24 protein-coding genes are annotated in these 25,912 nt (G+C 46.4%); 5 read left to right on the plus strand and 19 right to left on the minus strand.

Annotation, left to right across the window (positions count from 1 at the left end; genetic code table 11):
- The 6 genes from ACEW8S_RS18850 to pdxA all read right to left on the minus strand — a co-directional run.
- The coding region (locus ACEW8S_RS18850) for a biotin carboxylase N-terminal domain-containing protein (RefSeq protein ID WP_373519652.1) at positions 1-211 on the minus strand (211 nt) is incomplete at its 3' end.
- A 71-nt stretch (positions 212-282) separates the two neighbouring features.
- Positions 283-780 carry an acetyl-CoA carboxylase biotin carboxyl carrier protein gene (gene accB, locus ACEW8S_RS18855; RefSeq protein WP_373519653.1) on the minus strand — a complete coding sequence of 166 codons (498 nt, stop codon included), beginning with the start codon at positions 778-780 and terminating at the stop codon, positions 283-285.
- 46 nt (positions 781-826) lie between these two features.
- Positions 827-1,822 (minus strand): beta-ketoacyl-ACP synthase III, encoded by a 996-nt coding sequence (locus tag ACEW8S_RS18860; RefSeq protein WP_373519654.1) that lies wholly within the window; start codon positions 1,820-1,822, stop codon positions 827-829.
- Between the two features lie 276 nt (positions 1,823-2,098).
- Positions 2,099-2,296 carry a 50S ribosomal protein L32 gene (gene rpmF, locus ACEW8S_RS18865; protein ID WP_373519655.1) on the minus strand — a complete coding sequence of 66 codons (198 nt, stop codon included), beginning with the start codon at positions 2,294-2,296 and terminating at the stop codon, positions 2,099-2,101.
- Positions 2,297-2,302: 6 nt separating this feature from the next.
- On the minus strand, positions 2,303-2,836 hold the full coding sequence (locus tag ACEW8S_RS18870; RefSeq protein WP_373519656.1) for a DUF177 domain-containing protein: 534 nt from the start codon (positions 2,834-2,836) through the stop codon (positions 2,303-2,305).
- A 107-nt stretch (positions 2,837-2,943) separates the two neighbouring features.
- A complete protein-coding gene (pdxA, locus tag ACEW8S_RS18875) occupies positions 2,944-3,990 on the minus strand; it encodes a 4-hydroxythreonine-4-phosphate dehydrogenase PdxA (RefSeq protein WP_373519657.1) in 1,047 nt (348 codons plus the stop codon).
- A gap of 59 nt (positions 3,991-4,049) precedes the next feature.
- Here pdxA and ACEW8S_RS18880 point away from each other — a divergent pair, with 59 nt between their 5' ends.
- The gene (locus tag ACEW8S_RS18880) at positions 4,050-4,634 is read left to right on the plus strand and encodes a riboflavin synthase (protein WP_373519658.1); all 585 of its coding nucleotides are present in this window, start codon (positions 4,050-4,052) and stop codon (positions 4,632-4,634) included.
- 4 nt (positions 4,635-4,638) lie between these two features.
- On the opposite strand, the gene ACEW8S_RS18885 is transcribed toward ACEW8S_RS18880, so the two are convergent.
- From ACEW8S_RS18885 to ACEW8S_RS18905, 5 genes are all read right to left on the minus strand, one after another.
- Complete coding sequence (locus ACEW8S_RS18885; RefSeq protein ID WP_373519659.1) at positions 4,639-5,835, minus strand: hypothetical protein; 1,197 nt, start codon at positions 5,833-5,835, stop codon at positions 4,639-4,641.
- A complete protein-coding gene (locus ACEW8S_RS18890) occupies positions 5,832-6,668 on the minus strand; it encodes a type 1 glutamine amidotransferase (RefSeq protein ID WP_373519660.1) in 837 nt (278 codons plus the stop codon). Before ACEW8S_RS18890 ends, ACEW8S_RS18885 begins: the two co-directional genes overlap by 4 nt.
- Before the next feature lie 88 nt (positions 6,669-6,756).
- Positions 6,757-7,854 carry a carboxylate-amine ligase gene (locus tag ACEW8S_RS18895; protein ID WP_373519661.1) on the minus strand — a complete coding sequence of 366 codons (1,098 nt, stop codon included), beginning with the start codon at positions 7,852-7,854 and terminating at the stop codon, positions 6,757-6,759.
- A gap of 26 nt (positions 7,855-7,880) precedes the next feature.
- Positions 7,881-9,170, minus strand: a complete 1,290-nt coding sequence (locus tag ACEW8S_RS18900) for a RimK family alpha-L-glutamate ligase (RefSeq protein WP_373519662.1) — start codon at positions 9,168-9,170, stop codon at positions 7,881-7,883.
- A 123-nt stretch (positions 9,171-9,293) separates the two neighbouring features.
- Positions 9,294-10,004, minus strand: coding sequence for an alpha/beta hydrolase-fold protein (locus tag ACEW8S_RS18905; RefSeq protein WP_373519663.1), 711 nt, complete (start codon positions 10,002-10,004; stop codon positions 9,294-9,296).
- Between the two features lie 124 nt (positions 10,005-10,128).
- Between ACEW8S_RS18905 and ACEW8S_RS18910 the strand changes: the two genes are divergently transcribed.
- Positions 10,129-10,983, plus strand: a complete 855-nt coding sequence (locus tag ACEW8S_RS18910; RefSeq protein ID WP_373519664.1) for an alpha/beta hydrolase — start codon at positions 10,129-10,131, stop codon at positions 10,981-10,983.
- Here ACEW8S_RS18910 and ACEW8S_RS18915 read toward each other — a convergent pair.
- Genes ACEW8S_RS18915 through ACEW8S_RS18925 form a run of 3 tightly spaced genes read right to left on the minus strand, consistent with a single transcriptional unit; the run spans position 10,975 to position 15,324 of the window.
- A complete protein-coding gene (locus tag ACEW8S_RS18915) occupies positions 10,975-12,411 on the minus strand; it encodes an NAD(P)/FAD-dependent oxidoreductase (RefSeq protein WP_373519665.1) in 1,437 nt (478 codons plus the stop codon). The genes ACEW8S_RS18910 and ACEW8S_RS18915 overlap by 9 nt on opposite strands.
- Positions 12,412-12,430: 19 nt before the next feature.
- Entirely contained in the window at positions 12,431-13,519 is a 1,089-nt protein-coding gene (locus ACEW8S_RS18920; protein WP_373519666.1) for an acyltransferase family protein, read from the minus strand.
- Positions 13,516-15,324, minus strand: a complete 1,809-nt coding sequence (locus tag ACEW8S_RS18925; protein WP_373519667.1) for a sodium:solute symporter family protein — start codon at positions 15,322-15,324, stop codon at positions 13,516-13,518. The genes ACEW8S_RS18920 and ACEW8S_RS18925 overlap by 4 nt, the downstream gene beginning before the upstream one ends.
- Positions 15,325-15,496: 172 nt before the next feature.
- Here ACEW8S_RS18925 and ACEW8S_RS18930 point away from each other — a divergent pair, with 172 nt between their 5' ends.
- The 3 genes from ACEW8S_RS18930 to ACEW8S_RS18940 all read left to right on the plus strand — a co-directional run bounded on the left by ACEW8S_RS18930 (position 15,497) and on the right by ACEW8S_RS18940 (position 20,576).
- On the plus strand, positions 15,497-16,252 hold the full coding sequence (locus tag ACEW8S_RS18930; RefSeq protein ID WP_373519668.1) for a sulfite exporter TauE/SafE family protein: 756 nt from the start codon (positions 15,497-15,499) through the stop codon (positions 16,250-16,252).
- Positions 16,253-16,387: 135 nt separating this feature from the next.
- Entirely contained in the window at positions 16,388-17,785 is a 1,398-nt protein-coding gene (locus ACEW8S_RS18935; protein WP_373519669.1) for an AGE family epimerase/isomerase, read from the plus strand.
- A gap of 226 nt (positions 17,786-18,011) precedes the next feature.
- Entirely contained in the window at positions 18,012-20,576 is a 2,565-nt protein-coding gene (locus ACEW8S_RS18940; protein WP_373519670.1) for a zinc-dependent metalloprotease, read from the plus strand.
- A gap of 54 nt (positions 20,577-20,630) precedes the next feature.
- Here ACEW8S_RS18940 and ACEW8S_RS18945 read toward each other — a convergent pair whose 3' ends face one another.
- The 5 genes from ACEW8S_RS18945 to ACEW8S_RS18965 form a co-directional block, all read right to left on the minus strand.
- Complete coding sequence (locus ACEW8S_RS18945; RefSeq protein ID WP_373519671.1) at positions 20,631-21,695, minus strand: mandelate racemase/muconate lactonizing enzyme family protein; 1,065 nt, start codon at positions 21,693-21,695, stop codon at positions 20,631-20,633.
- Positions 21,692-22,762, minus strand: a complete 1,071-nt coding sequence (locus tag ACEW8S_RS18950; RefSeq protein ID WP_373519672.1) for a DUF1611 domain-containing protein — start codon at positions 22,760-22,762, stop codon at positions 21,692-21,694. Before ACEW8S_RS18950 ends, ACEW8S_RS18945 begins: the two co-directional genes overlap by 4 nt.
- A gap of 38 nt (positions 22,763-22,800) precedes the next feature.
- Positions 22,801-23,862 carry a pyridoxal-phosphate dependent enzyme gene (locus ACEW8S_RS18955; protein WP_373519673.1) on the minus strand — a complete coding sequence of 354 codons (1,062 nt, stop codon included), beginning with the start codon at positions 23,860-23,862 and terminating at the stop codon, positions 22,801-22,803.
- A 149-nt stretch (positions 23,863-24,011) separates the two neighbouring features.
- Positions 24,012-24,224: a hypothetical protein gene (locus ACEW8S_RS18960; protein ID WP_373519674.1), complete on the minus strand. Its 213-nt coding sequence runs from the start codon at positions 24,222-24,224 to the stop codon at positions 24,012-24,014.
- Positions 24,225-24,531: 307 nt separating this feature from the next.
- Entirely contained in the window at positions 24,532-25,905 is a 1,374-nt protein-coding gene (locus ACEW8S_RS18965; protein ID WP_373519675.1) for a fibronectin type III domain-containing protein, read from the minus strand.
- Positions 25,906-25,912 lie beyond the last annotated feature (7 nt).

Consider the following 25,912-nt stretch of genomic DNA (forward strand, 5'->3'; position numbering starts at 1 on the left):
CCGCCGCCGCAATGATATTGGGGATTTTAAGGTAGGATTCACTACTCGCCGCAGGACCTATACAGACCGCCTCATCGGCAAAACGTACGTGCAGGCTCTCTTCATCGGCCTTGGAGTAGACCGCCACCGTTTTGATGCCCATCTCCTTACAGGTGCGGATGACCCGTAACGCAATTTCCCCCCTATTCGCGATCAGTATTTTTTTGAACATGTTCTAAAATTTAAATTCCAAATTCCAAGCACCAAATTCCAACACCTCGCTTTGGGATTTGGGATTACCCGTTAGGACGGATCAACCAAAAACAAAGGCTGATCAAACTCTACTGGAGAAGAATCCTCGACCAGTATTTTTACGATTTTGCCCGAAACCTCGGATTCGATATCGTTGAAAAGCTTCATCGCCTCGATTACGCAGAGCACATCGCCCTTTTTAATGGCGGTGCCGACCTCGACAAAAGTGTCTTTATCAGGGGACGGTTTTCGATAAAGGGTGCCGATGATAGGCGATTTAATGGTAATGTATTTTGATTCGTCCTCTTTTTTATCCTCCTTGGATGTTTCAGTAGCAGCCGCTTCCCCAGCCTGTGCGGGTTGCGATGCCGATTGCGTCATCTGGGGCTGCCCCATGGGAATTTGTTGGATGTAGGTTGGCTCGTGACGATCAGATTCTGCAGGACCTGTCTTAATGGTGATCTTAAGGTCTTCCATTTCTAATTTCACCTCTCTGGCGCCTGATTTAGCTACAAATTTGATTAGGCTTTGAATTTCTTTTATATCCATGGAATTTGAATTTTATAGTGTTGGATCGGTTTTGTTCTGTTCTATTTTAATTATACGCCCATTTCAAGTATATCGACCCCCAAGTAAAGCCTCCGCCAAAAGCGGCAAACACAAGGTTGTCCCCTTTTTTCAGCTGTTTTTCATAATCGGACAACAATAAGGGCAAGGTTCCCGATGTGGTGTTCCCGTAACGTTCAATGTTCGTCATCACTTTCGAACTGTCGAGGCCCATTCGGTTGGCCGTCGCGTCGATAATCCGCTTATTGGCCTGATGGGGCACCAACCAAGCTACGTCGGTATAATCTAGATCGTTCTGCTGCATGATACGCGCCGCCACATCCGCCATATTTGAAACGGCGAACTTGAATACCGTTTTCCCGTCTTGGTAAATGAAATGTTTTCTGTTTTTGACCGTTTCTTCCGTGGCCGGCATTAAAGAACCGCCGGCATCCATGCCTAAATATTTTCTTCCGTTGCCATCTGCCCTAAGATATTCATCCTGAAGACCAAGCCCCTCTTCGTTCGGCTCAAAAAGTACCGCTCCGGCACCATCGCCAAAAATAATGCAAGTAGTACGATCGGTATAATCGATGATAGACGACATTTTATCCGCCCCGATCAGCAGCACTTTCTTATATCTGCCAGACTGAATATAGCTGGCCGCGGTCGACATCCCGAAAAGAAAACTGGAACAGGCGGCCAATAGGTCGTAGGCAAAGGCATTCCCCGCCCCTATTTCGGAGGCCACGAAAGCGGCGGTCGAAGCCACCATGCTGTCCGGGGTAGCGGTAGCTACGATAACCAAGTCGATTTCCCCAGGGATTATGTTCTTTCTTTGGATAAGGTCTTCGGCGGCCTTTATGGCCAGGAACGAAGTACCTTCGCCCTCTTCAGGTTTTAAAATGCGCCTTTCCTTGATCCCGGTCCTGGTAACGATCCACTCATCGTTGGTCTCCACCATACCTTCCAGCATTTTATTGGTCAGCACAAATTTTGGCACGTAACCCCCTACAGCCGTAATCGCTGCCGTTAATCTACCCATCTTAAAGTCGGTTTGATCTAAAATCCTTTGAAAATCCCTTAAAACTCGTGAAAATTAATCATTTTCCATGAAAAATATTCCAAAAACCATGTGTTTTTGATATTTAAATCAGGGCTTTGATGGTTGAGCAGTCAAATATACCTTAACTTTCATATATCCATGAATTATTGCAGCAAGTATACTTCGTGGATTAAAATAGAAAAGTTCCATCCATAAAAAAACTCCCGTTTAGATCACGGGAGTCCTGAAATTTTTAAGGATGCGTGGCCGATTGACCTACGCCTCGACCTCTTCGATCTTATCGATTAAAACCTGACCTTTGTAATACAGCTTACCTTCGTGCCAGTGCGCCCTATGGAACAAGTGCATTTCACCGGTCGTAGGGTCGGTCGCCAAGGTAGGGGCTACCGCTTTATAGTGGGTTCTTCTCTTGTCTCTTCTGGTTTTCGAAATTTTTCTCTTGGGATGTGCCATCGTAACTTATTTATCCGTTAAAAGTTTTTTTAATTCGTCCCATCGGGGATCGTTTTCGTTTGTGTTTTCTTTTGTTTCCTTGGGCTGTAATTCTTCCAGTCTTTTCAAAGCTTCCGATTGCAAGCTGCCATCAAGCACCCCGGGGTGTACGCGCTTCAATGGAACGGCCAAAACCAACATTTCATACACATACTGGGCAATATTGACTTGATGTGCCCCATGGGGAACAATCAATATATCATCGTCATCGTCGTTGTATTCGTCGCCGAATTTTACCACCAGTTCCAACTCGGCAGAAATGGGTTGGTCATACGATTCACTGGTCAAATCGCAATCTACGTTTACCGTACCGGTAGCCTCCATCTCAAATTCGAGCATGGTAGTCATTTTTTTTAAGGAAACGTTCAGAACGATATTGGCCGCGTTGAACTCATCATAACCAAAAGATTCAAAGAACGCATTGTCGATTTTGTATTCAAAGTTGTGTTTTCCTTGCTTTAAACCCGAGAAAGGAATGTTAAACTCCTTTTGCTTTATCATCTCAACACAAATTTTAATAAAACCGTATGCCTATTATGCTCCTGCCGAGTACAAAGGCGGGCGCAAAGATACTATTATTTTCATAAAAGCCAAACAGATTTTTGGCACTACCGTCGAACCCTCTGCCGTTGCAACGGGTTCTCGGTCAGTTCCTGATATTCTTGCCTGTTCTTAAAAATGGAAAGGGCCATAAAGACCGCCTCCTTGAAAGAGCTGTGGTCGGCCCTGCCCTTGCCGGCAATCTCGTAAGCCGTGCCATGATCCGGCGAGGTGCGGACTTTCGAAAGGCCCGCAGTAAAGTTCACGCCTTTCCCAAAGGATAACGTTTTAAAGGGAATCAAACCTTGGTCGTGATATGCGGCCAAAATCGCATCGAAATTTTTATAATTGTCAGAACCAAAAAAACTATCGGCCGAATAGGGGCCAAAGACCAAATGACCGGCATCCGACATTTCTTTGATAATCGGTTTGAGCACCTCATCGTCTTCCTTGCCGATAACACCGTTATCTCCGCTGTGTGGATTGATGCCCAAAAGAGCCACTTTGGGCGCACGGACGCCAAAGTCCATCCGAAGGGATTTTTCGATGGTCCTGACCTTGCTGCGGATCAAGATCGGATTGATGGCCGATGACACGTCCTTAACGGCTACATGGTCGGTAAGAAGGCCCACTTTCAATCCTTCAGCGACCATGAACATCAGGCTCTCTCCTTCTAGCTCTTGCGCCAGAAAATCGGTATGGCCTGGAAACTTAAAGTCCTCCGTTTGAATATTATTCTTGTTGATAGGCGCGGTGACCAAGGCATCGATGTCGCCGTTTTTCAAGGCGTCTACGGCCGCCCGTAATGATTTTAGGGCGTATTGCCCCCCTTCTTCGGTGGCTTCGCCGAACTTGACATCGGGAATTTCTTTCCAAACGTTTACTACATTGACTTTTCCGTCAATGGCATTTGATGCTTCTTGAACACCGTTGTATTTGATATCGATGCCCAGCTCTTTTTGCTGAAAGGAAAGTGTCTTGTTGGAGGCAAAGATTATAGGGGTACAGAAATCCAACATCCGGGAATCCTCAAAGGTCTTGAGCACGACCTCGCATCCGATACCGTTCAGATCACCAATAGAAATGCCCAATTTTATTTTACCGTCTTCCTGCATGATATTTTTTACCTTTACGGAATTGCAATGGCTGCAAATCTAGTTAATTTAGACGGAACATGTTTACAGGAATCATCGAAACCTTGGGGGAAGTTCAGCACTTGGAAAGGGATGGAGGCAACCTAAACATCAGCCTAAAATCGGTTTTGGCACCAGAACTGAAAATAGATCAGAGCGTGGCGCATAACGGGGTCTGTCTAACCGTCGTTTCCGTTGGGGGAAACACATATACCGTGACCGCCATTTCCGAAACCCTAAAGAAAACGAACCTTGGCCGGCTCAAGGTCGGCGAGAAGGTCAATCTGGAGCGTGCCATGATTTTGGGAAGTCGTCTGGACGGGCATATCGTTCTGGGCCATGTTGATCAGACCGGGATCTGTAATGCCATCGAGGAGGAAAACGGAAGCTGGGTCTTTCGCTTTGGGTACGATGCTTCTACAGGTAACCCAACCATCGAAAAAGGCTCGATTACCATTGATGGGACTAGTCTTACCGTAGTAGATTCCGACGCCAATTCGTTTCGTGTGGCCATTATCCCCTACACCTATGAACATACCCGATTCAATACTTATAATGTGGGAACGGTCGTGAATTTGGAGTTTGATGTGATCGGAAAGTATGTGGCAAAGTTGATGGGAAAATAGGTTTTCAATCCTCAAAAAAACTGATAGACGATCCGATCCAGGTCTCATCGACTTGATGCGAAACATTAATCATTTCACCTTTGCTCATCCGGGTCAGGTTGATTACCGGCTTCAATCGACCTTCTTCCTTGTTCCAGACATATAGCATGCGGAGCTCGACCTTTGAGTTTTTCGCCGTGTTGGTCTTGACCACCGGCGAATACTTCACCTTTTGCTGAAGAATATAGTTCTGTTTGTCCTCTATTTTATCAATAGTAGCCTTATCAGGATGCAGGTTTACGCCCTGACCTGCAAAAGAGAATAGCGGTTTTAACACAAAGTTGCCCAAATCAAGGTCTTTGGGGTAGTCGCTCAGATAATAGGATGCCGGTATGTTCCTGTGCTTCAAAAGCGGCATGATACACTTAGAGATCACGAAGAACCAATCGGGGTGTGTGACCCACCGCACATCAAGTTCGTCGTGCAGGTTGAAAGCGATATCAAGGTTTTCGATACGTTGCAGTTCGTCAAAAATAACCCGATTATAAATTCTGTGGATGGGCGTTTTTTGACCGTCCTTTTCGTAGAACAGCTTTTTATCCTCCTTAATGACCTTGGTCATACAGACGACTTCGATGCCCAGGGCCTTTTTGGTGGCCCAGAAATCGATGCGTGTCTTTTGCTTTTCGGGAAAGAGCTCTAAAAGAATGACATTTTCAGGTTTTTCGTTCCCGAGGATGACTTCCTTGATTTCGTTCACATAACTTTCTTCGTTCAGACCGCTGAAATAATAATCCAACCCCTCTTTGGGAAGGTTTGGATAGCATTTGCGGAACGCCTTTCCCAAAAAGGGCTGGTAAAAGAACAGGGTCGGAAACGCCTGTAGTTCGATAAGCTGAGGGGTTATACCGCCCTTACCGTCATCACAAAGTCCGAAATCAATGGCCAAAAAATCGGGGTTGCCCATCGGAAGTGGTGATTGTAATTCTTTGGGAATAAATCTATCCCGGATTTTCCGGAAGTCGATTTGCCAAAGCTGTTCTATGATGGCATCACACGCCGAAAAAACATCCTTTTTGAGGGTTGCATCAATAAAAACGGGCGTTTCGGAAATTCTGAAAGCACTGGGCTCCGAATAGGTATCCTCAATATGCCCCAACAGGTTTTCGTAGTATTCCTGCTTGAATTCCCTATTGAATTTTTCCCGGATTTCTGGTATCATGCCGACTGTAATTTTTGTGCATCTATGGCTTCGGCTGCCAACCGTAAAAAGTTGGGGATAATGGTCAGATTGGTTTTCATGATCTTTTCATCGTCTACCAATTGCTCTAACATATTGAGGTATTTTCGTTTGCCGTGTTTTTTAATGATGGCGTTCCGTTTTTCCTCCTTCTTAAAGTGGCGCAGCATTCCTTCGGAATCTGCCTCGGGGTGAAATTGCACTCCAAATATTTCCCTACTGAACCGAATGGCCATAACAGCTCTCTCCAAAGGCACATGGGAGCGTACTTTTTCCCTACATAACACTTTCCCTTCCAAGGTATCGAGTTTCCATTCCGAGGGGCCGACGACTTGATAATCTCTCGAATCAACGGCGTAAAAGGGATTGGCCAGCCCTTCAAGTAAGATTTCATGCTCCCCGCTATTGGTCTTAAAGATAGGATAAATTCCAAAGGAGGTAGAGCGGCGCTTGGTGACCTTGGCGAGATCCCAATGCACACAGGCTAGCTGAAAGGAATGACAAATTAAAAAAAGATGTTTTTTATCGGGCTTTGACAGATTGTGCAACAGCAGGGCATCCAAAAAGCCAAAATATTTGTACTCCCATGCTGCTTCCGTGACCATGGGTGACCCCGGCCCACCGGAGGATAGGTAAATATCAAAATCCTCCAAAAGTGGGATTTCACCGTTAATTCTTACTTCGAAAACTTCGTAATGGCCTTCCCTACCTTCTTGTGCCAAAAACTGGACTGCCAGCATTTTTAGACACCGCATGCCCTCATTGGGCTCACCAGCGTTCAGATCTAATATGGCAATTCTTTGTTTGGTACCCATTTTTCTTATTAATCGTCATTGCGAGCTTGCCCCGCCGCCCGGGCAGCGCAAGTTATTATAGAAAACATCTTGTGTTCAAGCTGGAATCTTAAAGCCCCTTCCTCGTCTGCTGCACAACGTATTTAGCTACTTCGCACAAATCGCCGGTTTCTTCGAACACTTTGAGTTGTCTATCGGCGCCAGATCCCTGCTCCAGTATTTGGTACACGTAGTTCACTTCGCTACGGCATCCGAGATCATCTACTACGTCATCGATAAATTCTAACAGCTCGTTCATCAACTGGGCAAAGGGTACTTCCTCTTCTTTACCGAAATCTATCAATTTGGCTTCCACTCCCCATCTTGCGGCACGCCACTTGTTCTCGTTCAAGAGCAGGCGGCGATAGTTTTTAAATGTCTGGTTCTTTTTGTGCAGTTTGTACAGCTTGGCCACGATACACTGCATCAATGCGGCGATACAGGTCACCTCATCGACGGTCATTACAACGTCACAGATCCGGAACTCTATAGTTGGATAGAATGGGTGCAAGCGAATGTCCCACCAAATTTTCTTCGCATTGTCGAGACATTTCGTACGCACCAGAATCTCTACGAACTTGTCATATTCGGCCACACTGCTAAAAAATGGGGGAATACCCGTTCTGGGAAACTTATCGAACACCTTGCTCCGGAAAGACTTGAAGCCGGTTTCACGCCCCTCCCAAAACGGACTGTTCGTAGAAAGGGCGTAGAGATGCGGTAAAAAATACCGGGCTACATTCATTATCTCAAGGCCCTCATCACGACTGGGAATGGCAACGTGTACGTGCATTCCGAAAATCAGGTTGCCGCGGGCAACGTCTTTCATTTCTTCAACGATTTCGTCGTACCGGGGTTTTGAGGTAATCAGTTGTTCGTGCCAAAATGAGCTAGGGTGCGTACCCGAAGCGGCCACTTTGAGACCTTCATCATCGGCAAGTTTGATTATTTGTTGCCTAAGATACGAAACCTCGTCCCTCACCTGATGTATGTTCTCGCACACATTGGTTCCCATTTCGATCATCGACTGGTGCATTTCCTCCTTGATACGTTCTTGCAGCAATACCTTACCTCCATCGATGATTTTCGACATCTGTGAACGTAGCTTGAACGTATCGCTGTCCAAAACCTGAAATTCTTCCTCTACTCCCAGCGTGAATGTATGCATGATGGTGGTTTAGTTTATCGGATTGCTTATTTGCTCTTTTTAGGAGATGCCTTCGCCGGTGATTTCTTGGTCGCACCGGGTTTTGGTCTTTTAGGGGTATTGCCCTTTGCAGGGGCTTTTGCCTTGGCCATTGCCTCCACCTTGGCAGGGGCCGGTGATTTGGCTTTGGCCGGAGCCTTCGCTTTCGCAGTAACTTTTGACTTTGCCGGCGTTTTCGCTTTGACGGGAGCTTCTTTGACCGGTGCCATTTTTTTATCGGATTCCGCTTTTTTCTTGGTGACAGCCGCCTTTTTCTTCGCAGCACTGGATTTTTTAACCTCGTCGGCAGTTTTCAGATTGACCTTGCCTCTTTTCGGGGCTTCGGGCGCAATCGAATTCTTGACAAAACCGCCCCAAGAGGTGTTGTTCTGTTTCGCCTTGTGGGCATTTGCCTTTTCAATCGCATATTTGGCGGAATGCTCAACGATCCAGTCAAAATTCTCTTGTCCGACGGAATGTAGATCCGCATCGGGAGCGGGGTTGCAGAAATCGATGGCGTACGGTATTCCGTCCCTAACTGCAAATTCTACGGTGTTAAAATCATAGCCGAGCGCCTTATTGAGTTTTAGGGTATAGTCGTGTATGGTTTTCAAAAGTTTCTTCCGTTCCTCGCCCGTGGCCTTGATTTCACTCACGTATCGCTCATGAAACGGTTTTCTAGGGTCATAAGGCATAATGTGTACGTATTTTTGACCAAGACAATATACGCGGAAGTAATCGTCAAAAATGATTTCTTCCTGTAGCATCATGACCAATTGGCCGGTTTGGGCATGGCTTGCGAAGAGCGCATCTGCATTTTCTACCTTATATACGTCTTTCCATCCACCGCCATCAAAGGGTTTCATGTATGCGGGAAATCCGATATAATTAAAGATATAATCCCAGTCCAACGGACCCACCAAGTTTCGAAACGATTTTTCGCTTGTGTCGTCAGGCCTTGCATTTGAAGGCAATAACACGGTCTTCGGTACGGGAACACCAAGTTCCATGGCCAGACAATTGTTAAAAAATTTCTCGTCGGCACTGAACCAAAACGGATTGTTGATAACCGCCGTACCCATGAGGGCCGCATTTTTTACATACGAACGGTAAAAAGGAACGCCTTGCGACATCCGGTCGAGGATTACATGGTACCCGTAATCGATACCCTGTTGTACCTTATCGATCTGAACAGGCTCGGCAACTACTTTGCCATTACCCAATTCGTTCACTTTGTCAATAAATGCCCAGGGAAATGTGTCTTCCTGACCGAAAATAATACCTACTTTTTTTGCCATAATATTTAATTTGTATTTGTCATTCCCGCGCTTCGACTGCGCTCAGCACAAGCTCTGGCGGGAATCTTTATGTTATTTTAATCGTTTTAGATAAATTGGTTTAAGGTTAAATATTGAGTCCACTCAAAAAAACCTATCAATATACTCCGGAAACATCATTTTCCAAAGCGGCCAGTCGTGCGGCGTCCATTTTTTTTCGTCGTACCAGTGGTCGATGCCCTTGGCGTTCAAAATACCGGACATGTGCAAATTTTTGTCCCTACAGATATCCCAATCCGACGTACCCAATACTATCTGCATGTGGTCGTATTTCCATCCCTCTTCATGCTGCATAAATTCATCGGGACAGTTGTAATAAATACGCATGTCGTCTGAAAGCTGCGCCATACCCCTAATATTAAAGGCCCCGCTCATGGCGATCAAATGTGAAACCAGGTCCGGAAAACGAAAGGCGGTATTGGCCGCGTGAAAGCCGCCGAAACTTACCCCCGCAACTGCAACACGGTGGGTATTGCATTCGCCCTGAATATACGGAATCATTTCGTTCCGCAAAAATTGCATGTACAATTCATAATTATGGATTTTTTCTTCGGTGATCATATGGTTGTGATAGAATGAAAGCATATCCAAAGTTTCCACATTGTAAAGCTTGATACGCCCCGCTTCGACAAACTGCATCACCGCCCCCGTAAGCCCGAAATCGGTGTTTTGGGTATATTGCCCGCCAGAAGAAGGAAACATCACTATCGGATGCCCCCAATGCCCGGTCACTTCAACGTTGATGTTGCGCCCCAGGGTGTTCGAATAATAGGGTATATGCTCGATTTTCGCCATGTCATAAATATAAACTAAATATGCTATCCTCCAAGGAATTAAGCCGGCAAAAGTAAATAATTAACCAAGACGGTACACGAATACTTTGCGGATTCGTTATACTTGCAGCCCCTTACCCATTTTTATGCGATTTCAATTTGACTTTATCGGCGCAAAAGGCCGTTTCTTTTCAAAATACTTAGACCGTATCGTGACCTTCCGTTTTATGGCGCCTGCGGATTATTGGGCCGCGACCCATAGATTTCCCGTGCTTTTAATGAACGACGGACAGGATTTTACGGCCATGAAGCTCGAGAAAACCTTTTCGGAAGCCTATGCCTCGAAGGCGGTGCGCCCGTTCGTATATATAGGCCTGGAATGCAACGAAAACCGTATTCGCGAATACGGCACCGCCACAACGGCCGATTTTAAGGGACGCGGCGGCAGGGCCCTCGAGTATTCCAAATTCGTTATCGAAGAGTTTATGCCCTTTTTAATAAAGGAGTTCAAGGTTTCTTCGGATAAAAAGGACTGGGTGTACTGCGGTATGTCTTTAGGGGGATTGTCCGCCTTCGATATCGCCTATCGGCATTCTGACCTCTTCGGCAAAATAGGTGTTTTCAGCGGCTCGTTCTGGTGGCGCAAAAAAGCCTATGTAAAAAAGGATGTTGCCGACCGAAGCCGCATCCTGCTCGATGTCATCAAAAACGGCAAAGGTGCGCCACATCTGAAATTCTGGTTGCAAACGGGTACCGAGGACGAGAAAGCCGACCGGAACAACAATGGGGTCATTGATTCGATTGACGATACCTTGGATGTTATCAAGGAACTCCGGGCCAAGGGCTACCCATATCCCGGAGCTATAGTCTATGAAGAAGTTTTGGGAGGAAAACATGACTTGCCTACCTGGGCCGACATTTTTCCTAAATTCGTTATGTGGGCATTCGGGAAACCGCTGCTGACCTCCGCCCAGGGCGGTTTACATCGATCCTCAATGTAACCACCGAAACGCCATCCGCGCCAGTTTCAGCTTCCAAGGTTTTCTTGTTTTTTCCATGACCCCTCGTATCGTTTTTTGGTTGATACGTGCGGCAACAGGATATGGATATATCCGGTCGTTCAATACGCTTATGGGAATGCCGGCATGTTTGGCCAATTCCAATTCTTGGACCAGCTCACCGGCATGGGGCGCGATCATACTACCGGAAAGGATTTTTTTGCCGCCTACACTACTACTATCGTCGAGCCAAAAAGACATTCGCCCATAGGTGTACTCCTCTACGATGGCCCTATCGTCATGCCCGAAACCTTGGTCTTGGCGGATGTATCCGATGCCCTGTTCTTCAAGCTTTTCTTCCGTAAGTCCGAAATGGGCCACTTGGGGATCGGTAAAGGTGACCCAACTGAGGTCGTTCCAAGTATTTTTCTTCTTGAAAATTGGTATCAGCAGATTCCGCCAGAGCTGCCGCACCATTTTTTCGGCGCCGTGCGAGAACATATAGCTTCCAGCGGCATCACCGATGACATAAACCCTTTTGTTCGTGCTTTGCAGATATTCGTTGACATTTATGTTTCCATTTTCGGTCAGTTCGATTCCCGCAGCATCGAAATTCATCCCTTTTGTGTTGACCGATCTTCCAACGGAAAGCAAGACCGCGGCACAAGGTATTTCAAGAATTTCGTTTTCTTTGGATGCGATACGGGCTTTTCCATCCTTAAAAGACTCAACCTCGGCATTGTTCAAGATTTGGATGCCCTCTTCCGTAAAACGTGTTTCCAAAATATCGGAAACTATTTCGGGTTCTTTAGTAAGCAATCGGTCTCCCCGATTTACAATCGTCACTTTTGACCCTAATCGGGAAAATGCCTGCCCCAGTTCGCAACCGATGGGGCCGCCACCGATGACAACGAAATTTTCCGGCAGTTCACGACAGTCAAAGAAGATGGTTTCGTTGGTGTAGACCTGTATGGAATCCATCCCCTCGATATCAAGCTTTCTGGGCGAGGAACCCGTGCAGAGTAGAATGATGCGCGCGGTGTAGGTCTCGTCGTTCACCTTTATGGTATTCCTTGAATCAAAAACGGCCTTCCCAATAACCACGTCGATGCCTTTTTTGCGTAAAGCCTCGGCATCCTCTGTCTGTTTGATAAAGGTTTGCATTTGGTGGATGTGATCCAAAATACTTCCCATATCGGCCTTGCCGGTGGTTTTGAGTCCGAATCGTTCGGCGGATTTCGCTTGGTGGAACTGCTTGGCAATATGGATCAGGGCCTTGCTCGGCACACATCCGAAGTTAGTGCAATCGCCTCCGAAGTTATCGGCATCTTTTTCTATGAGCAGCGTTTTTAATCCGAGGACATTAGCGACACCCGAACTTCCCAGCCCGGCACTGCCCGCGCCGACAACGATTACGTCGTATTTTTTCATGGATTCAAATTGGGACTGGCTATACTTTGATAAAAATCTTCCGCTTGTACAGCACATAGGCCAGTCCACAGTAAAACGCAACCACGGTAAGCGCATATAGCAAAGAAGAGAGCTGAAGCGACATAAAATCGTGCACATAAACCGTGTCGAAAAGCCAGCCGTGCAGGGAGTTGTCGCCATCGACCTTGATCATGCCCATTATTTTCGATATAAAACTGGATAGAAAATAGAGTATAATGGCATTGGCCCCGGCATAGCGGAAAATGCTTCCGAACGGTATTTCCTTTACATCGGTCAGGTAGTAAATGAGTGCCAAAACGAGATTGGCCCATCCGGCGGTGACGAGCACAAAACTGCTCGTCCACAAGGCTTTGTTGATGGGGAAGACCACATCCCAAATGTATCCAAGAATCAATAACGAACCTCCCAGACCCATGAGAATGGTCGCTTTTTTGGGCTGTTTCGAGGTCAAGATCAATCCCGTAAAAATTCCCAGTAACGCGCTAACGATAGATGGAATGGTACTGAGCAAACCTTCGGGGTCGTAATCTTCTTTGTAGTTATGGGTGCCGAATACCTGAACATCCAAATAGTTGGCCAAATTGTTCGGGGCGCGGTCGAAAGTGGATTCCATTCCGTTTACGGGAACAAATCCCATTAAAATCCAATATCCTAGTAATAAAATTACCGAAATTCCGATCAAGGTCTTCCAATTACAGTTGATAAAGAGGATGGACGCAAAAAAGAACACCACCCCGATTCTTTGAAGCACGCCCGGAAATCGAATGTCGGCAAAATCCTTTATAAAAGGAAAAGTTAGCGTAAAGGCACCGAGAAAGAGGCCCAGTCCGATCAGTTTTAAAGTTCGGATGATTATTTTTTTATAGGTGCCGGCATCGACCGTTTTATTCTTATAAGCGAAGGCGATCGAAGTGCCCACAATAAACAAAAAGAACGGGAATACGAGATCCGTGGGCGTATACCCGTGCCACTCCGCATGCCTGAACGGCGGGAATACCGCGGCCCAAGTACCGGGCGTATTGACCAATATCATCAGCACGATGGTCATGCCCCGGAAGATGTCTACGGAGAGGATGCGGTCTTTCATAATATATCCTCTTTCATTCTGTTCCACGCCTTGATCAGCAAGAATGCCGAGACAATGGCTACACCTGTCAATATGAGCGCAGGTGTGGTACGACCATAAATCCAATACCCTGTTGCGAACATGATGGAATAGATCAGTACACAGCCCAATAACATGGCGGTGATACCTTGAGGGACGCTCCATTTTTCGTCCTTGACGATGACTTCGCCATCCGCTTTTGCTTCGTTCACCACTTTTGACCAGCCGGGGCCGCCGGGTTGTATTCTTTTATAGAAAGATCTAAGTGTTTCTTTAGATTCTGGTTGCGTTAGAAACATAACCGACATCCAAATAATTGTTACCACTAAAACTACGAATGGATATTCATACCAATCCGGAAAAAATCCTGTTTCTGCATTGAACAGAAATTCTCCAAAAGGAGTTAGTTTAAGTAAAAATGTTACTATTAGGGATCCAAACATTGCCGCTATCTCGCTCCAAGCATTAATACGCCACCAAAACCAGCGTAAAAGAAATAATAGCCCTGTACCCGCCCCGAAAATCAGCAAAATTTCGAATATCTGCAAAGCATTTTCCAGAGCTAGGGCTAAAATGGCACTTAAAATCATTAGGGCCGCAGTCGAAATTCTTCCTACCAACACAAGTTGCTTTTCCGAGGCGTTCGGATTAATTTGTTGTTTGTAAAAATCAAACACGATATAAGATGATCCCCAATTCAATTGGGTAGATATCGTACTCATGTAGGCTGCTATCAACGAAGCCAATACCACCCCCAATAAACCACTGGGCAATTTGGTCAACATGGCGGAGTAGGCCAAGTCATGACCTAATTTACTTTCTGCCATATTGGGAAATGCCTCTTGAATACTGGCAATATCGGGATAGACGACCAATGACGCCAAAGCGACCAAAATCCACGGCCATGGACGTAATGCATAATGCATAATATTGTAGAAGAATGTGGCTCCAATGGCGTGGTTCTCATTTTTTGAGGCCAGCATCCGCTGTGCGATATACCCTCCGCCACCTGGCTCGGAACCCGGATACCAAGAACTCCACCATTGCACCGCCAACGGAATAATAAAAAGCATGATCAACGACTTCCTGTCACTAAAATCAGGAAGAATATCCAACTTAGATGCTACAACGTCGTTAGCCATTAATGCTTCAATACCGCCAACTTCTGGAATATTTACCAAATAATACGCCGCACCTATCGCACCGGACATAGCCACGAAGAATAGCAGAAAATCGGTATAAACCACACCCTTAAAGCCTCCCAAAGCACTAAATGTTACGGTTATCAAACCTGCACTTACAACTGTTACCCAAGGTTCAAGACCCAACATGATACCGCCAATTTTAATTGCCGCCAAAGTTACCGAGGCCATGGTGATGATGTTTAACAAGGCGCCTAGATAAACTGCTCTAAATTTTCTTAAAAAACTCGCAACCTTCCCGCCATAACGCATTTCATAAAATTCAAGATCGGTGTTGACATTCGATCTACGCCACAGTTTGGCATAAATGAAAACGGTCAAAAGTCCCGTTAACAAAAAAGCCCACCAGACCCAGTTGCCCGAAACTCCGTGGGTACGAACGATATCCGTGACCAAATTCGGCGTGTCGGTCGAGAAGGTAGTGGCTACCATTGAGATGCCCAACAACCACCAAGGCATATTTCGCCCAGAAAGAAAGAACTCCGTTGAATCCTTTCCCGATTTTTTCGACACATAAATTCCGATTCCTAGGACTATAGAAAAGAATACGATGATAAAACTGTAATCGAGTGTAGATAATTCCATTTGGTTGATCGTAGTTTGTGGTTGAGAAAAATTAAGGTTCAAAACAAAAACTGAAGTAAACCTTGAATCCGCCAGTGGCAGAATTACACTCAGGATTGTTTTTACTGTTTAACAATTTCTAAAGATATTATTTTTTAGGATACTTTTGCCTTCCAACTGTTAATCCTCATTATTGTTTTTAGCCGAAACTTTCGATATTTCTATCACCGCATGGGCATTTGCCATCACGGCAGCCTTTATCGTCGGTCTCTCAAAAGCCGGAATCAAGGGTATCGCCATCGTCAATGTGACCCTGATGGCACTGGCATTCGAGGCCAAGGCATCGACCGGTATCGTCGTCCCTCTGTTGATCGTGGGCGATCTTATCGCCGTGGTCTATTATAATCGTCATGCCAATTGGTGGTATATCGTCCGTTTTTTACCTTGGGTCATAGTAGGTATTCTGTTGGGGGTCTATTTAGGGAACGATCTTGATGAAGGTGTTTTCAAAATCTATATGGCCGCCATCATTCTGGTAAGCGTCGCCATGATGTACTGGTGGGACCGCCGGAAATCGACCTCCGTACCCACCCATTGGGCCTTTGCGGGGCTCGTTGGTACACTTGCCGGTATTACTACTATGATCGGCAACTTGGGCGGACCGTTCAGCAACCTGTATTTCTTGGCCATGCGGGTGAAAAAAAACGAGTTCATCGGCACGGCGGCCTGGCTTTTCTTGATAATCAACCTCATCAAACTGCCCTTTCATATTTTTGTTTGGGAAACCATCAATGCCGACACCCTGCTCTTCAATTTAAAACTGGTGCCGGGTATTCTTTTAGGAATGCTGGTCGGTGTACGCTTGATCAAAATCATCAAAGACGATTTCTATCGGAAAATGATCTTGGTGCTGACGGCATTGGGGGCGGTAATGATTATGATACGATGATTAAACTTTGAGAACGTTGGTTTTCGATACGATGTATCCTATTGAAATTTTAAGTAGCTTTAGGCTTTTGATTTACGTTTCTAGACCCCAAGCCCTTATGAGGTGTTAAACAAGAAGCAAATATAAGCATCCTTAATGGAGCGACTATCGAAAATCCCGAAATTGTGTCCGTTTCTACCACTGGTTTTCTTGTTGGTTATGGTCTCCTGTAAACAGCAAGAGAATCCGAATATATCCTCAGAACAGCTTCTCCCCCAAATCGAGGCTTCTTTAGAGGAGCTGGTCAGCGTCTGGTATCCCAAAACTATCGACACGATCAACGGGGGATTTTGGTCGGATTTTGATTATAAATGGGATAAAAAAGGTGACCAGGATAAAATGCTCGTCAGTCAGGCCCGGCATATATGGACGGCTTCCGAACTGGCTTTGTATTCTAAGGATGGTACATACCAGGAAATCGCGGCGCACGGCTATCGGTTCTTGAGGGATGAAATGTGGGACAGCGAAAATGGCGGTTTCCATACCCTGCTAGGTATTGACGGGGATTCATTAGAGGTATTATCCACGGGAAAAAGTACGTATGCCAATTCCTTCGCCATCTACGGTCTCGCCAAATATTATCAGGTTTCGAAGGATACATACGCCCTTGATCTCGCCAAAAAAACGTTTTATTGGCTGGAGGAACACGCCCACGATTCCGTATACGGCGGCTATTTCGACGTACTGCAACAGGACGGCTCCTGGATGCTCGACATAACCGAAAACGACAAAAACTACGATAATTTTATACGAAAGGACTGGAAAGACCAGAACTCCTCCATCCATCTTTTGGAAAGCTTTACCGCATTGTACGGTGTTTGGCCCGATTCGCTCTTGAAAAAGCGGTTGGAAGAAATACTGCTCTTGATTCGTGATACCATTATCACAGATAAGGGATATCTGACCCTGCATTTGGAAAGGGATTGGACGCCCGTATCCCTTCGGGATTCTTCGGAAACCTATCGGAAAGAACATTTTTATTTGGACCATGTTTCCTTCGGCCATGACGTGGAGACCGCTTTTCTGATGCTCGAAGCCTCCCATATTCTGGGAAGAAAAAACGATAGCCTTACCGCCCAAAAGGCGAAAAAAATGGTCGACCACGCCCTGGAATGGGGCTGGGACGAACAAAACGGAGGTTTTTACGATGGGGGTTATTACTGGGATCCATCCGGTAAACGTAGCATCGAAAACCGGGCAAAAGTCTGGTGGGCCGAAGCTGAGGCACTGAACTCCCTATTGCTTATGGCGCAATTGCATCCCGAAGAAAAACACTACGAAACACTTTTTGAAAAACAATGGCAGTATATTGACAGCTATCTTATCGACCACGAACATGGCGGATGGTACCCCGAAGGTCTCGATACCGACGCCGAAGCCAAAAAAGCGGCGAAGGCGCAGGTCTGGAAAGTCAATTACCACACTATTCGCTCGCTTATCAATGTGATAACTATGTTAAAAGGGGATTTTGAATTGACCAAAAATGGACAATGATTCTTAATAGAAGGTGAAATTTTAGGGTTTTTGTTCTTTTTCTATTGATTCCCATTATCTAGAATTGTATATTGCTCTTGACGTTAGTTGTCCTGAACGTTACATTACCGGCGTCATCAAACAAATACCGCCATAATCGACCGTTACTTGTGCGATATTCTGTTAAATACACGGTTTATCCGACCAAATCCATACTAAATAAACAATTGAAACGTTCGCTACTTATATGAAGCAGTTTTTCACATATTTAGGAATACTTCTGTTGGCAAGCTCTTGCAGCGTCTTGGGCATTGCTGGCAAATCGGACAATAAGGACAACGTCGACGGCCTTGCGCTCGGCAGCTCAAAGACGTATGATAAGCTGATTAACGAGAAGGCGGTTACCCAAAAAGGCCTGTTCGACGTGCACAAGGTTGGGGACAAGTTTTATTTTGAGATACCCGACAGTCTGCTGAACCGCGAAATGCTGGTAGTGACCCGGTTTATAAAAACGCCTTCGGGCGCAAGCAATTACGGCGGGGAAAAAATTTCGGAAAATACCATAATTTTTGAGAAAGGGCCGACCGAGAACATCTTTCTGCGGATCGCTACTTTGGTCAGTGCCGCCAATGAGGATGACGCCATATCAAAAGCCGTAAACAACGCCAATATTACTCCAATTTTAGAGGCTTTCGATATCAAGGCGAACAATGATGATAAGACTTCCTCTGTTATCGATGTTACCGATTTTATAAATGGGGAAAATCCTTTGCTGGCCTTGGGCAACGATCATAAAGACGACTATAAACTGATGTCTTTGGAGAAAAACAAGTCGTATATCAAGGCTATCCATTCATTTCCGATGAACACGGAAATCAAGACGGTAAAGACCTACAAGGCCAAAGCCGGATCTGACAAGCGTAAAGAACTTCCCGCGGCCATTTTAGCCGGTGTAGTTACCTTGGAAATCAACAATTCCTTCATTCTGCTTCCTGAAAAACCCATGCAAAAAAGATTGTATGATGCCCGGGTGGGCTATTTCGCCAGTTCATATCTGGAGTATGGCGACGACCAGCAAAAAGTGGACCGCAATACGTACATCCACAGATGGCGTTTGGAACCCAAGCCCGAAGACTCCCTAAAATGGCAACGTGGCGAATTGGTAGAACCCAAAAAGCCGATCGTATATTATATCGATCCGGCAACCCCTAAAAAATGGCGGCCGTATCTCATTCAAGGCATCAACGACTGGCGCGTCGCCTTTGAACAGGCCGGTTTCAAAAATGCCATTATCGGTGTGGAATGGCCGGAAAACGACCCTAAGATGAGTTTGGAAGATTCGCGTTTTTCGGTATTGCGGTATTTTGCCTCCCCTTCTAAAAACGCCTATGGGCCGAACATCGTAGATCCCCGAAGCGGTGAGATATTGGAAAGCCATATCGGCTGGTACCACAACCTGATGAGCCTATTGCACAGTTGGTACATGGTGCAGGCAGGTGCCGTCGACGAACGTGCCCAGAAAATGGAATTCGAGACCGGACTAATGGGCAATCTGATCCGTTTTGTCGCCTCACATGAGGTCGGACACACCTTGGGGCTACGCCACAACATGGGCGCCAGTTCGGCCACCCCGGTAGAAAATCTACGGAACCCCGTTTGGCTTAAAAAGAATGGGCACACCAGTTCTATTATGGATTATGCGCGTTTCAACTACGTCGCACAGCCCGAAGACAGCATTCCTACCGAAGACTTGATGCCGCGTATCGGCGATTATGATAAATGGGCCATTCAATGGGGCTATTCCCGTTTTCCAAAAGAAGTAAGTCTGTCCGAAGAAAAAGAACTGCTGAGCCAAATGGTCGTGGATAGTGTTTCGAACAACCCAAGACTTTGGTTCGGCGGTGAGGGCCGTGATTTTGATCCCCGCTCGCAGACCGAGGATCTAGGCGACGACGCCATGCAGGCCAGCATGTACGGTATTCTCAATCTACAGCGCATAGCCCCTTTCCTAAAAAAATGGACGAAGGAAAACAATAGTGACGATTATGCCAATCTAGACCAGGTATATAAAGACCTCGTCGATCAATACAAAGACTACGTCTTTCACGTGGCACAGAATATCGGAGGTATTTATGTTACCCCCAAGACCATGGGCGAGGAAGGTCAAGTATATCGCCCCGTGGATCAAATGACGCAAAAACAGGCGCTCGTTTTCCTTAACGACTATATATTCAAAGAGCCCAAATGGTTGTTGCGCAACGATATCCTGAACGCCATTCAATCCCCACAATCCAAGGAAGCGGTCACCAAAACGATGGAAAGTGTCATGCTGAACCTGCTCGGGGGCAGCCGACTGAGCCGTATGACCTTTATCGCCGAGCGCTATGAGGATGAAGACCCATATACCCCCGAAGCTTATATGGACGACCTTGCCCAAGTCGTCTGGGGCGACATGAACGTGTTTTATCAGACCAATGCCTATCGCAGAAAACTCCAAAAATCATATGTATCGAACCTCATTACCCTGTACAAGCCCGACGAGGCGGATGGTATGGTCGAAGGCATCTTGGCCAAACTTTCGGAAGGCTACACCGTTAACACCGATGTACGCTCGTTGGCCCTGGATAATCTCTTGACCCTACAAGGGAAAATCAAGCGCACCCTACCTGTTATGACCGATCGCTTGACCATTGCGCACCTGAACTATCTTAAAAGGGAAATAGCTACCGTAATCGGCGAAACCGAAGATGTCGATCCGCTGTTTATTCCGTTTCGAAGGGATGTTTCTATCAAGGAAAGTGGTGGAAAGTAAGAAGTTGGCCGTTGGGATTGCGGTCGGCATTGGGATAATTTGATCATCTGGCTTTCAATTCATTTTAACCTCCCCTAACCCGGACGCCCCAGTCGGATACAATACGCCTTTTTCCAACCGGAAAATACCTTTAAAAGGATCATCGACCACATCTAAGTGCCCGTCGAGGTCGGCGAAATGAATGTTGGGGCGCGAGAGGGCGAAATGGAGACCTGCCGCAATTCCCAAGGCACATTCGTCGTTACAGCCGATCATGCTTTCAAGACCGGCGGCCTTGGCTACGGAATTGATGTGCATGCCCTCTAGAATTCCCCCGACCTTCATCAATTTGATATTGACCATATCGATGCGTTCGTTCTGCGCCAGGCGAAATACATCCCTGAGCGTTTTGATACTTTCATCGGCCATTACGGGAATATCGACCTGATCGGTCACCTGCCTTAGGCGCTCTTCCTTTTCCAGTTTTGTAGGCTGCTCGAAAATTTCGATGCCGACATGGGCCGTGGCTTTCACGAAAGTTACGGAATCGATGACCGAATAGCCTTGGTTACCGTCAAAACGAAGGCGCACTTGGGGATGTCTTTCATGGAGCCGGGTCATTTTTTCGATGTCCTCGAGCAGGCTGAGACCTCCTTTTACCTTTAAAATCGAAAATCCTTGCCGCACAAATTCATCGGCCTGCCGCAAAGTTTCATTGACAGGAAGAATTCCGATGGTAATACTCGTGGCAATGCTGGTTCGATATCCTCCTAAAAACTTATACAGGGGCACATCGGCCTTTTTTGATATCAGGTCGTACAGGGCCATATCTACCATGGCCAACGATGATGACTTTCTACCGAGAATAATTTTCAGTTCCTTTAGTACAAGGGCATAGGTAAAAGGGTCTTTTCCGATCAAATAGGAAGAGATGACATTTTTGATCGCCTCTTCAACTTCTGCAGGATTTTCTCCGGTAACCGTTTTATCGGGTGCGCCACAGCCATAACCGACCAAAAAGCTATCGGTCTCTACCTTAACTATAAAATTGGTGGTTTTGCCTATCGTTTCGTAGGCAATACTGTAGGGTTCGGAAAGTTTTAGGTCAAGACGTTCATAGGATACTTTGGTGATTTTCATAATTGCTCCTTCAAAATTTCAATCAACCCGTCTACGCCATATTTGAGGACGTCGAATGCCGGCAGTTTTGTTTCCAGGGTAATCTGTTTGCAGGCCTCCAAAATTTCATCGTCGGCCATATCTTCATGGTTTACGGTAATGGCGATTACTTTTTTACCGGAAATAACCTCGATGGCGTTGATCTGTTCTTTCAAGGAATGCATTTTATAGCCGGGGAATCCATCATATTCCAGCCTTTTCGGGGCGTGCTGTAAGATTACATAATCAGGTCGGCCCGCCGCGAGGATCTCGAACCCCCCGGGATAGGCGGGATTCATTAAACTGCCCTGCCCCTCAATGACGATGACATCGGGTTGCTCGTTCGTATAGGCACTTACAACGGCATGTTCGATCTCGCCCGAGACGAAGTCGTTGATGCAGCTGTCCATCACCATACTGTATTTGGCGCCGTGCATCCAAGCGGTCTGGCCGGTGCCGATCATTTCCGCTTTTAACCCGGCTTTTTGGAATCCGTGTACCAATAGCCAAGCGGTAGTACGTTTTCCCAAAGCGGAGTCCGTACCAAGTACGGCCAGCTTTAGGCAATTGACCTTTTCGATTTCCCCGGTGAAAAAATGGAGCTTATCGCGGTCGGGTGTCTTCCGAACATCCCGGATGCGGCAGTTGTTCTCTGCGGCAATCTGGTTCAGCACCGCATCGTTGGTCAAGAAATCGTGCAGGCCGCTATCGACGTTCCAGCCCATTTCCAAGGCTTTTTTAATGACGGATTTGGCCGCGTTCGGCAATCGTCCGCCGTCAGGGGCAAGGCCGATTACCAAGCTTTTGGGGGAATTGTCGCTAGCCGTAAGCTTTTCGATGGCGGAATCCAGATCTTCAAAAATTAATATTCCGTTAGGCTTTCCATCCAGGACTTTTCCCGCATCCTGTCCCGCATATTTGCTATCGAGAACGCCTACAATTTCGTAGCGTTCGGTGAAACGCACAAGCCCGTGGGCCGTTTTTCCGTTAGGGGTATTAAAGGCACCTTCGCAATATACCAGCGCCTTTCCATCAATTGCTTTTTTCATGTTAAATGTCCGTTTATTTTAATCGATTGTGCTTTATCCTAATTTTTCGCCGTCAAGACCACTACAAAGCGGCCCGGTTCGAAATTCATTTTTTCATCCAGTTCCAACAATGCTATCAGTCCGGCCGTTGCTGCCGGTAGTATTCGAAAGCCTTCCTTTTTCGCCAAGAGAGAGGTCATTTCCCGTAACTTTTTATCGCTGATGTTGAACGCCTGTCCATTGGATTCCCGCAACGCATACAGGGCTTCCTCCCCGTCGAAACTGTGCCAATTGATCAGGGGCTCGTTGTATTTGGTTTCCTTTATCGCCTCTGGGTCCAAATCCCTACAATGATCCAAACCTTGAAGAAACGATTGAACGATAGGATTTTTCCGGCTCGACGAGGCCGCAATCATTTTGGGGATGCGCGAGGTTTTTCCCCTTTTGTACAAACTTACGAAACCGCGATAGATGCCCGCGAACAAAGTGCCGTTCGATACCGGTACGGCGCAGTATTCGGGCGCATCGCCCAGTTCCTCGAAGATCTCGACGGCAATCTGTGAGTAGGCAGAAATCTGTAATGGCGTGTTGGCGCCCCCGGGGTTGGCATCGTACCATCCGTTTTCCTTGGCCAGTTCACTGCTCTGCTTCACTACGTCTTCATAACTGCCGGGCAGCCTGATAATTTCGGCCTGCAAACCTACCATCTCCGAAATGCGTTCGGTATGATAGCTTTCGGGAATATAGATCTTGCAGCGTATGCCCGCCAAATTCGCCGCTAAGGCCATGGCAACCCCATAATTTCCACAGGTCGCCAAGACCACAGCATCGAATTCGCGCCTTAGGGCATCGTATATCTGGGCGAAGGCGATTCGGTCCTTTTGGGTACCGGTCGGGTTGTCGCCCTCATATTTTACGAACAGCTGGCGTATATCGAACTCCCGCTCCAAAGTTTTTGCCCGCTGCAATCCCGTATCGCCGACTTCAAGGTTGATAATATCCTCATACGATTCTAACCGATCCACCAAGGACTTGCTTGCGTCCCTCACAAGTTCGCCCAATTTCTTGGCCTCCGACGATACCTTGTTCTCGGCGGTCTTTACGCCATCCTTTAAGTTCATACTTTGTCGATTATCCTACCAAATGTAGTGTGTTTTGCAGAATTTAATGAGGGAAATACGATACTATAAAAAAATAAACCGATAGTCGTAACGACTATCGGTTTATTTTTACTTTTGTAAAGTCAGGGTAGTGACCTTTCCCTGTTTTCCTAGGTTGAGAGCCCAGGTATAGGTTCCATTTTACCGTTCTTCAATTTTCCTAGAACGGTTACATCTTTGGTCTTTTTATATTCTTCAATGGCCATTATCAATTGCTGTTTGGTTTCCCTAACAATCTTGATTCCTGATTTCTGGTTTTTATTGCGGACTTCAATATAATATCCATCGCGAAGTTCCGTCGGTTTTGTGGCAGGTCTTCCCATAATACTACTATCTTATTTGTTCGTGATTTCAAATTAACGATAAACATAGGCAAATTAACCTAAAAAGTTAACTAATTCAGGGTTAAGCTAAAGTTAAAGTGCCCTATTTTTTTTTAGATCGCTTTTTGACAACTGTCGAAGCCTGTTTTTCATGTCATCCGCAGAAATAAAAATGGTCTTATGATAGAAGTATAACACCTCCGAAAATAAAGCCGTAAAGGCAACGGAATTGGCCATTTGTACTGCGCGATGCACTGTGAGAGCGACAAAGCCTATGATAAATCGGGGGGTTGCCCGGCACCACGTATTACTCCTTGACAAAATCCTTTTTTAACCGGGTCGGGCTATTGGGCACTTTGTTGACCAACCGCTTTTTACCGTTTTTCTTGATGATTTCAAAGGCGTCGTAGAGATTTCCTGTGGGGGTGTACGCACCATAGGTAAGGGTATCCTTAGAAACCGTAATTATTTGGAAGAGTTGGGTAAACTCACCTCTTCGAACCATCCAATCCCGGTCTTTCGATTCATACATTTTCGGCCCGCTTACCGATACGGCGTATACTGTTCCGGCATCCTTTACTACGGTAAGGCCCTTGCCCTCGTTCTTTACATAGCCTCTGGCATAGGTATGGTCATGACCCTGCAACACCAGATCGACCTTATATTTGTCGATAATGGGCTTTAAGGCCTCCCTTAACTCCTTATTGTCCCTGCCCTCGGCGGTGGAGAAAATCGGATAGTGCATCGTGATAGCCGTCCATTTTTTGGTGTTGGCGCTTAATACGGACTCCAGCCATTTTACTTGGGCCTCTCGCGCTTCCGGACTTTCATCGAAACCTTCGGCATCGATCGATATCAGTTTCATGTTTTGATAATCCAGCGCATAGCAGGTTTCTTTCAATGCGTCGATAGGTCCGTTTTCGGGCAGCGTGAACTGGGGCCGCCATAATGAGGACAATACCCCGTCGCGATACTCGTGGTTGCCAGGCGTCATCATGCTAGGAACGGTGGCGTGGATAAAACTGCCCGCATAGAACCATTCGCCCCATTCCAGGTTGGCATCCCTATCATTGATAAGATCGCCTGCGTGCAACATAAAATCCACTTCCGGGAATTGCCTATAAGAACTTCGAACGACCCTGGACCACAGCGATTTTACATTGTTCTGGGCATCCCCGAAATAGATAAAACTGAAAGGTTCTTCCATATCGGTTCCCGCAGTGGTCAACTGAAACCATTCGCTCCAATGGTTAGTATCTTCCGAACCGTTCCCGACCCTGTAGACATAGGTAGTTCGTGGTTTTAAATCGGACACTACGACCGAATGATAGGCCGCTTTCACCAAAGGCTCGTTTTTATTTTGGTTTTCGAAAAGTTCTGTCTCCGCATCGATCTTACGTACGTCACCTAGCAAGAATTCGGGGCCATCGGTCGCCACGGCAATTTCTACGACCCCTTGGGATATTTGCTGCTCGGTACGCCAGTTGACCGCAAAACTATGTGCGGGATCAGGGGTCAGGTTCGCTATGATACGGTCAGGGGTCTTGGAAGGGAATAGCAGTTTGTGTCCGGCCACCGAATCGTGTTCGGCGTAATGGCTATGGCCGAGATGTTCGGTTACGGTCGGTTCTTGGGCTGCCAGCACGAAAGTCAAGAGGGTTGCCAGTGCCAAGGCTAAAATACTTTTT

The sequence above is a fragment of the Pricia sp. genome, from assembly GCF_041745955.1.
Taxonomy (GTDB): Bacteria; Bacteroidota; Bacteroidia; order Flavobacteriales; family Flavobacteriaceae; genus Pricia.

Bases quoted from the DNA above. Each gene is read 5' to 3' on its own strand.
- ACEW8S_RS18955 (WP_373519673.1), bottom strand. From the start codon at position 23,862: ATGAACTTAAAGGATGGCGTAAAGACCGCCGAGAACAAGGTATCGTCG.
- ACEW8S_RS18890 (WP_373519660.1), bottom strand. From the start codon at position 6,668: ATGGGTACCAAACAAAGAATTGCCATATTAGATCTGAACGCTGGTGAG.
- ACEW8S_RS18915 (WP_373519665.1), bottom strand. From the start codon at position 12,411: ATGAAAAAATACGACGTAATCGTTGTCGGCGCGGGCAGTGCCGGGCTG.
- ACEW8S_RS18870 (WP_373519656.1), bottom strand. From the start codon at position 2,836: ATGATAAAGCAAAAGGAGTTTAACATTCCTTTCTCGGGTTTAAAGCAA.
- ACEW8S_RS18960 (WP_373519674.1), bottom strand. From the start codon at position 24,224: ATGGGAAGACCTGCCACAAAACCGACGGAACTTCGCGATGGATATTAT.
- ACEW8S_RS18895 (WP_373519661.1), bottom strand. From the start codon at position 7,854: ATGCATACATTCACGCTGGGAGTAGAGGAAGAATTTCAGGTTTTGGAC.
- ACEW8S_RS18940 (WP_373519670.1), top strand. From the start codon at position 18,012: ATGAAGCAGTTTTTCACATATTTAGGAATACTTCTGTTGGCAAGCTCT.
- ACEW8S_RS18935 (WP_373519669.1), top strand. From the start codon at position 16,388: ATGGAGCGACTATCGAAAATCCCGAAATTGTGTCCGTTTCTACCACTG.
- ACEW8S_RS18885 (WP_373519659.1), bottom strand. From the start codon at position 5,835: ATGATACCAGAAATCCGGGAAAAATTCAATAGGGAATTCAAGCAGGAA.
- ACEW8S_RS18880 (WP_373519658.1), top strand. From the start codon at position 4,050: ATGTTTACAGGAATCATCGAAACCTTGGGGGAAGTTCAGCACTTGGAA.
- ACEW8S_RS18910 (WP_373519664.1), top strand. From the start codon at position 10,129: ATGCGATTTCAATTTGACTTTATCGGCGCAAAAGGCCGTTTCTTTTCA.
- rpmF (WP_373519655.1), bottom strand. From the start codon at position 2,296: ATGGCACATCCCAAGAGAAAAATTTCGAAAACCAGAAGAGACAAGAGA.
- ACEW8S_RS18900 (WP_373519662.1), bottom strand. From the start codon at position 9,170: ATGGCAAAAAAAGTAGGTATTATTTTCGGTCAGGAAGACACATTTCCC.
- ACEW8S_RS18925 (WP_373519667.1), bottom strand. From the start codon at position 15,324: ATGGAATTATCTACACTCGATTACAGTTTTATCATCGTATTCTTTTCT.
- ACEW8S_RS18905 (WP_373519663.1), bottom strand. From the start codon at position 10,004: ATGGCGAAAATCGAGCATATACCCTATTATTCGAACACCCTGGGGCGC.
- pdxA (WP_373519657.1), bottom strand. From the start codon at position 3,990: ATGCAGGAAGACGGTAAAATAAAATTGGGCATTTCTATTGGTGATCTG.
- ACEW8S_RS18920 (WP_373519666.1), bottom strand. From the start codon at position 13,519: ATGAAAGACCGCATCCTCTCCGTAGACATCTTCCGGGGCATGACCATC.
- ACEW8S_RS18860 (WP_373519654.1), bottom strand. From the start codon at position 1,822: ATGGGTAGATTAACGGCAGCGATTACGGCTGTAGGGGGTTACGTGCCA.
- ACEW8S_RS18945 (WP_373519671.1), bottom strand. From the start codon at position 21,695: ATGAAAATCACCAAAGTATCCTATGAACGTCTTGACCTAAAACTTTCC.
- ACEW8S_RS18950 (WP_373519672.1), bottom strand. From the start codon at position 22,762: ATGAAAAAAGCAATTGATGGAAAGGCGCTGGTATATTGCGAAGGTGCC.
- accB (WP_373519653.1), bottom strand. From the start codon at position 780: ATGGATATAAAAGAAATTCAAAGCCTAATCAAATTTGTAGCTAAATCA.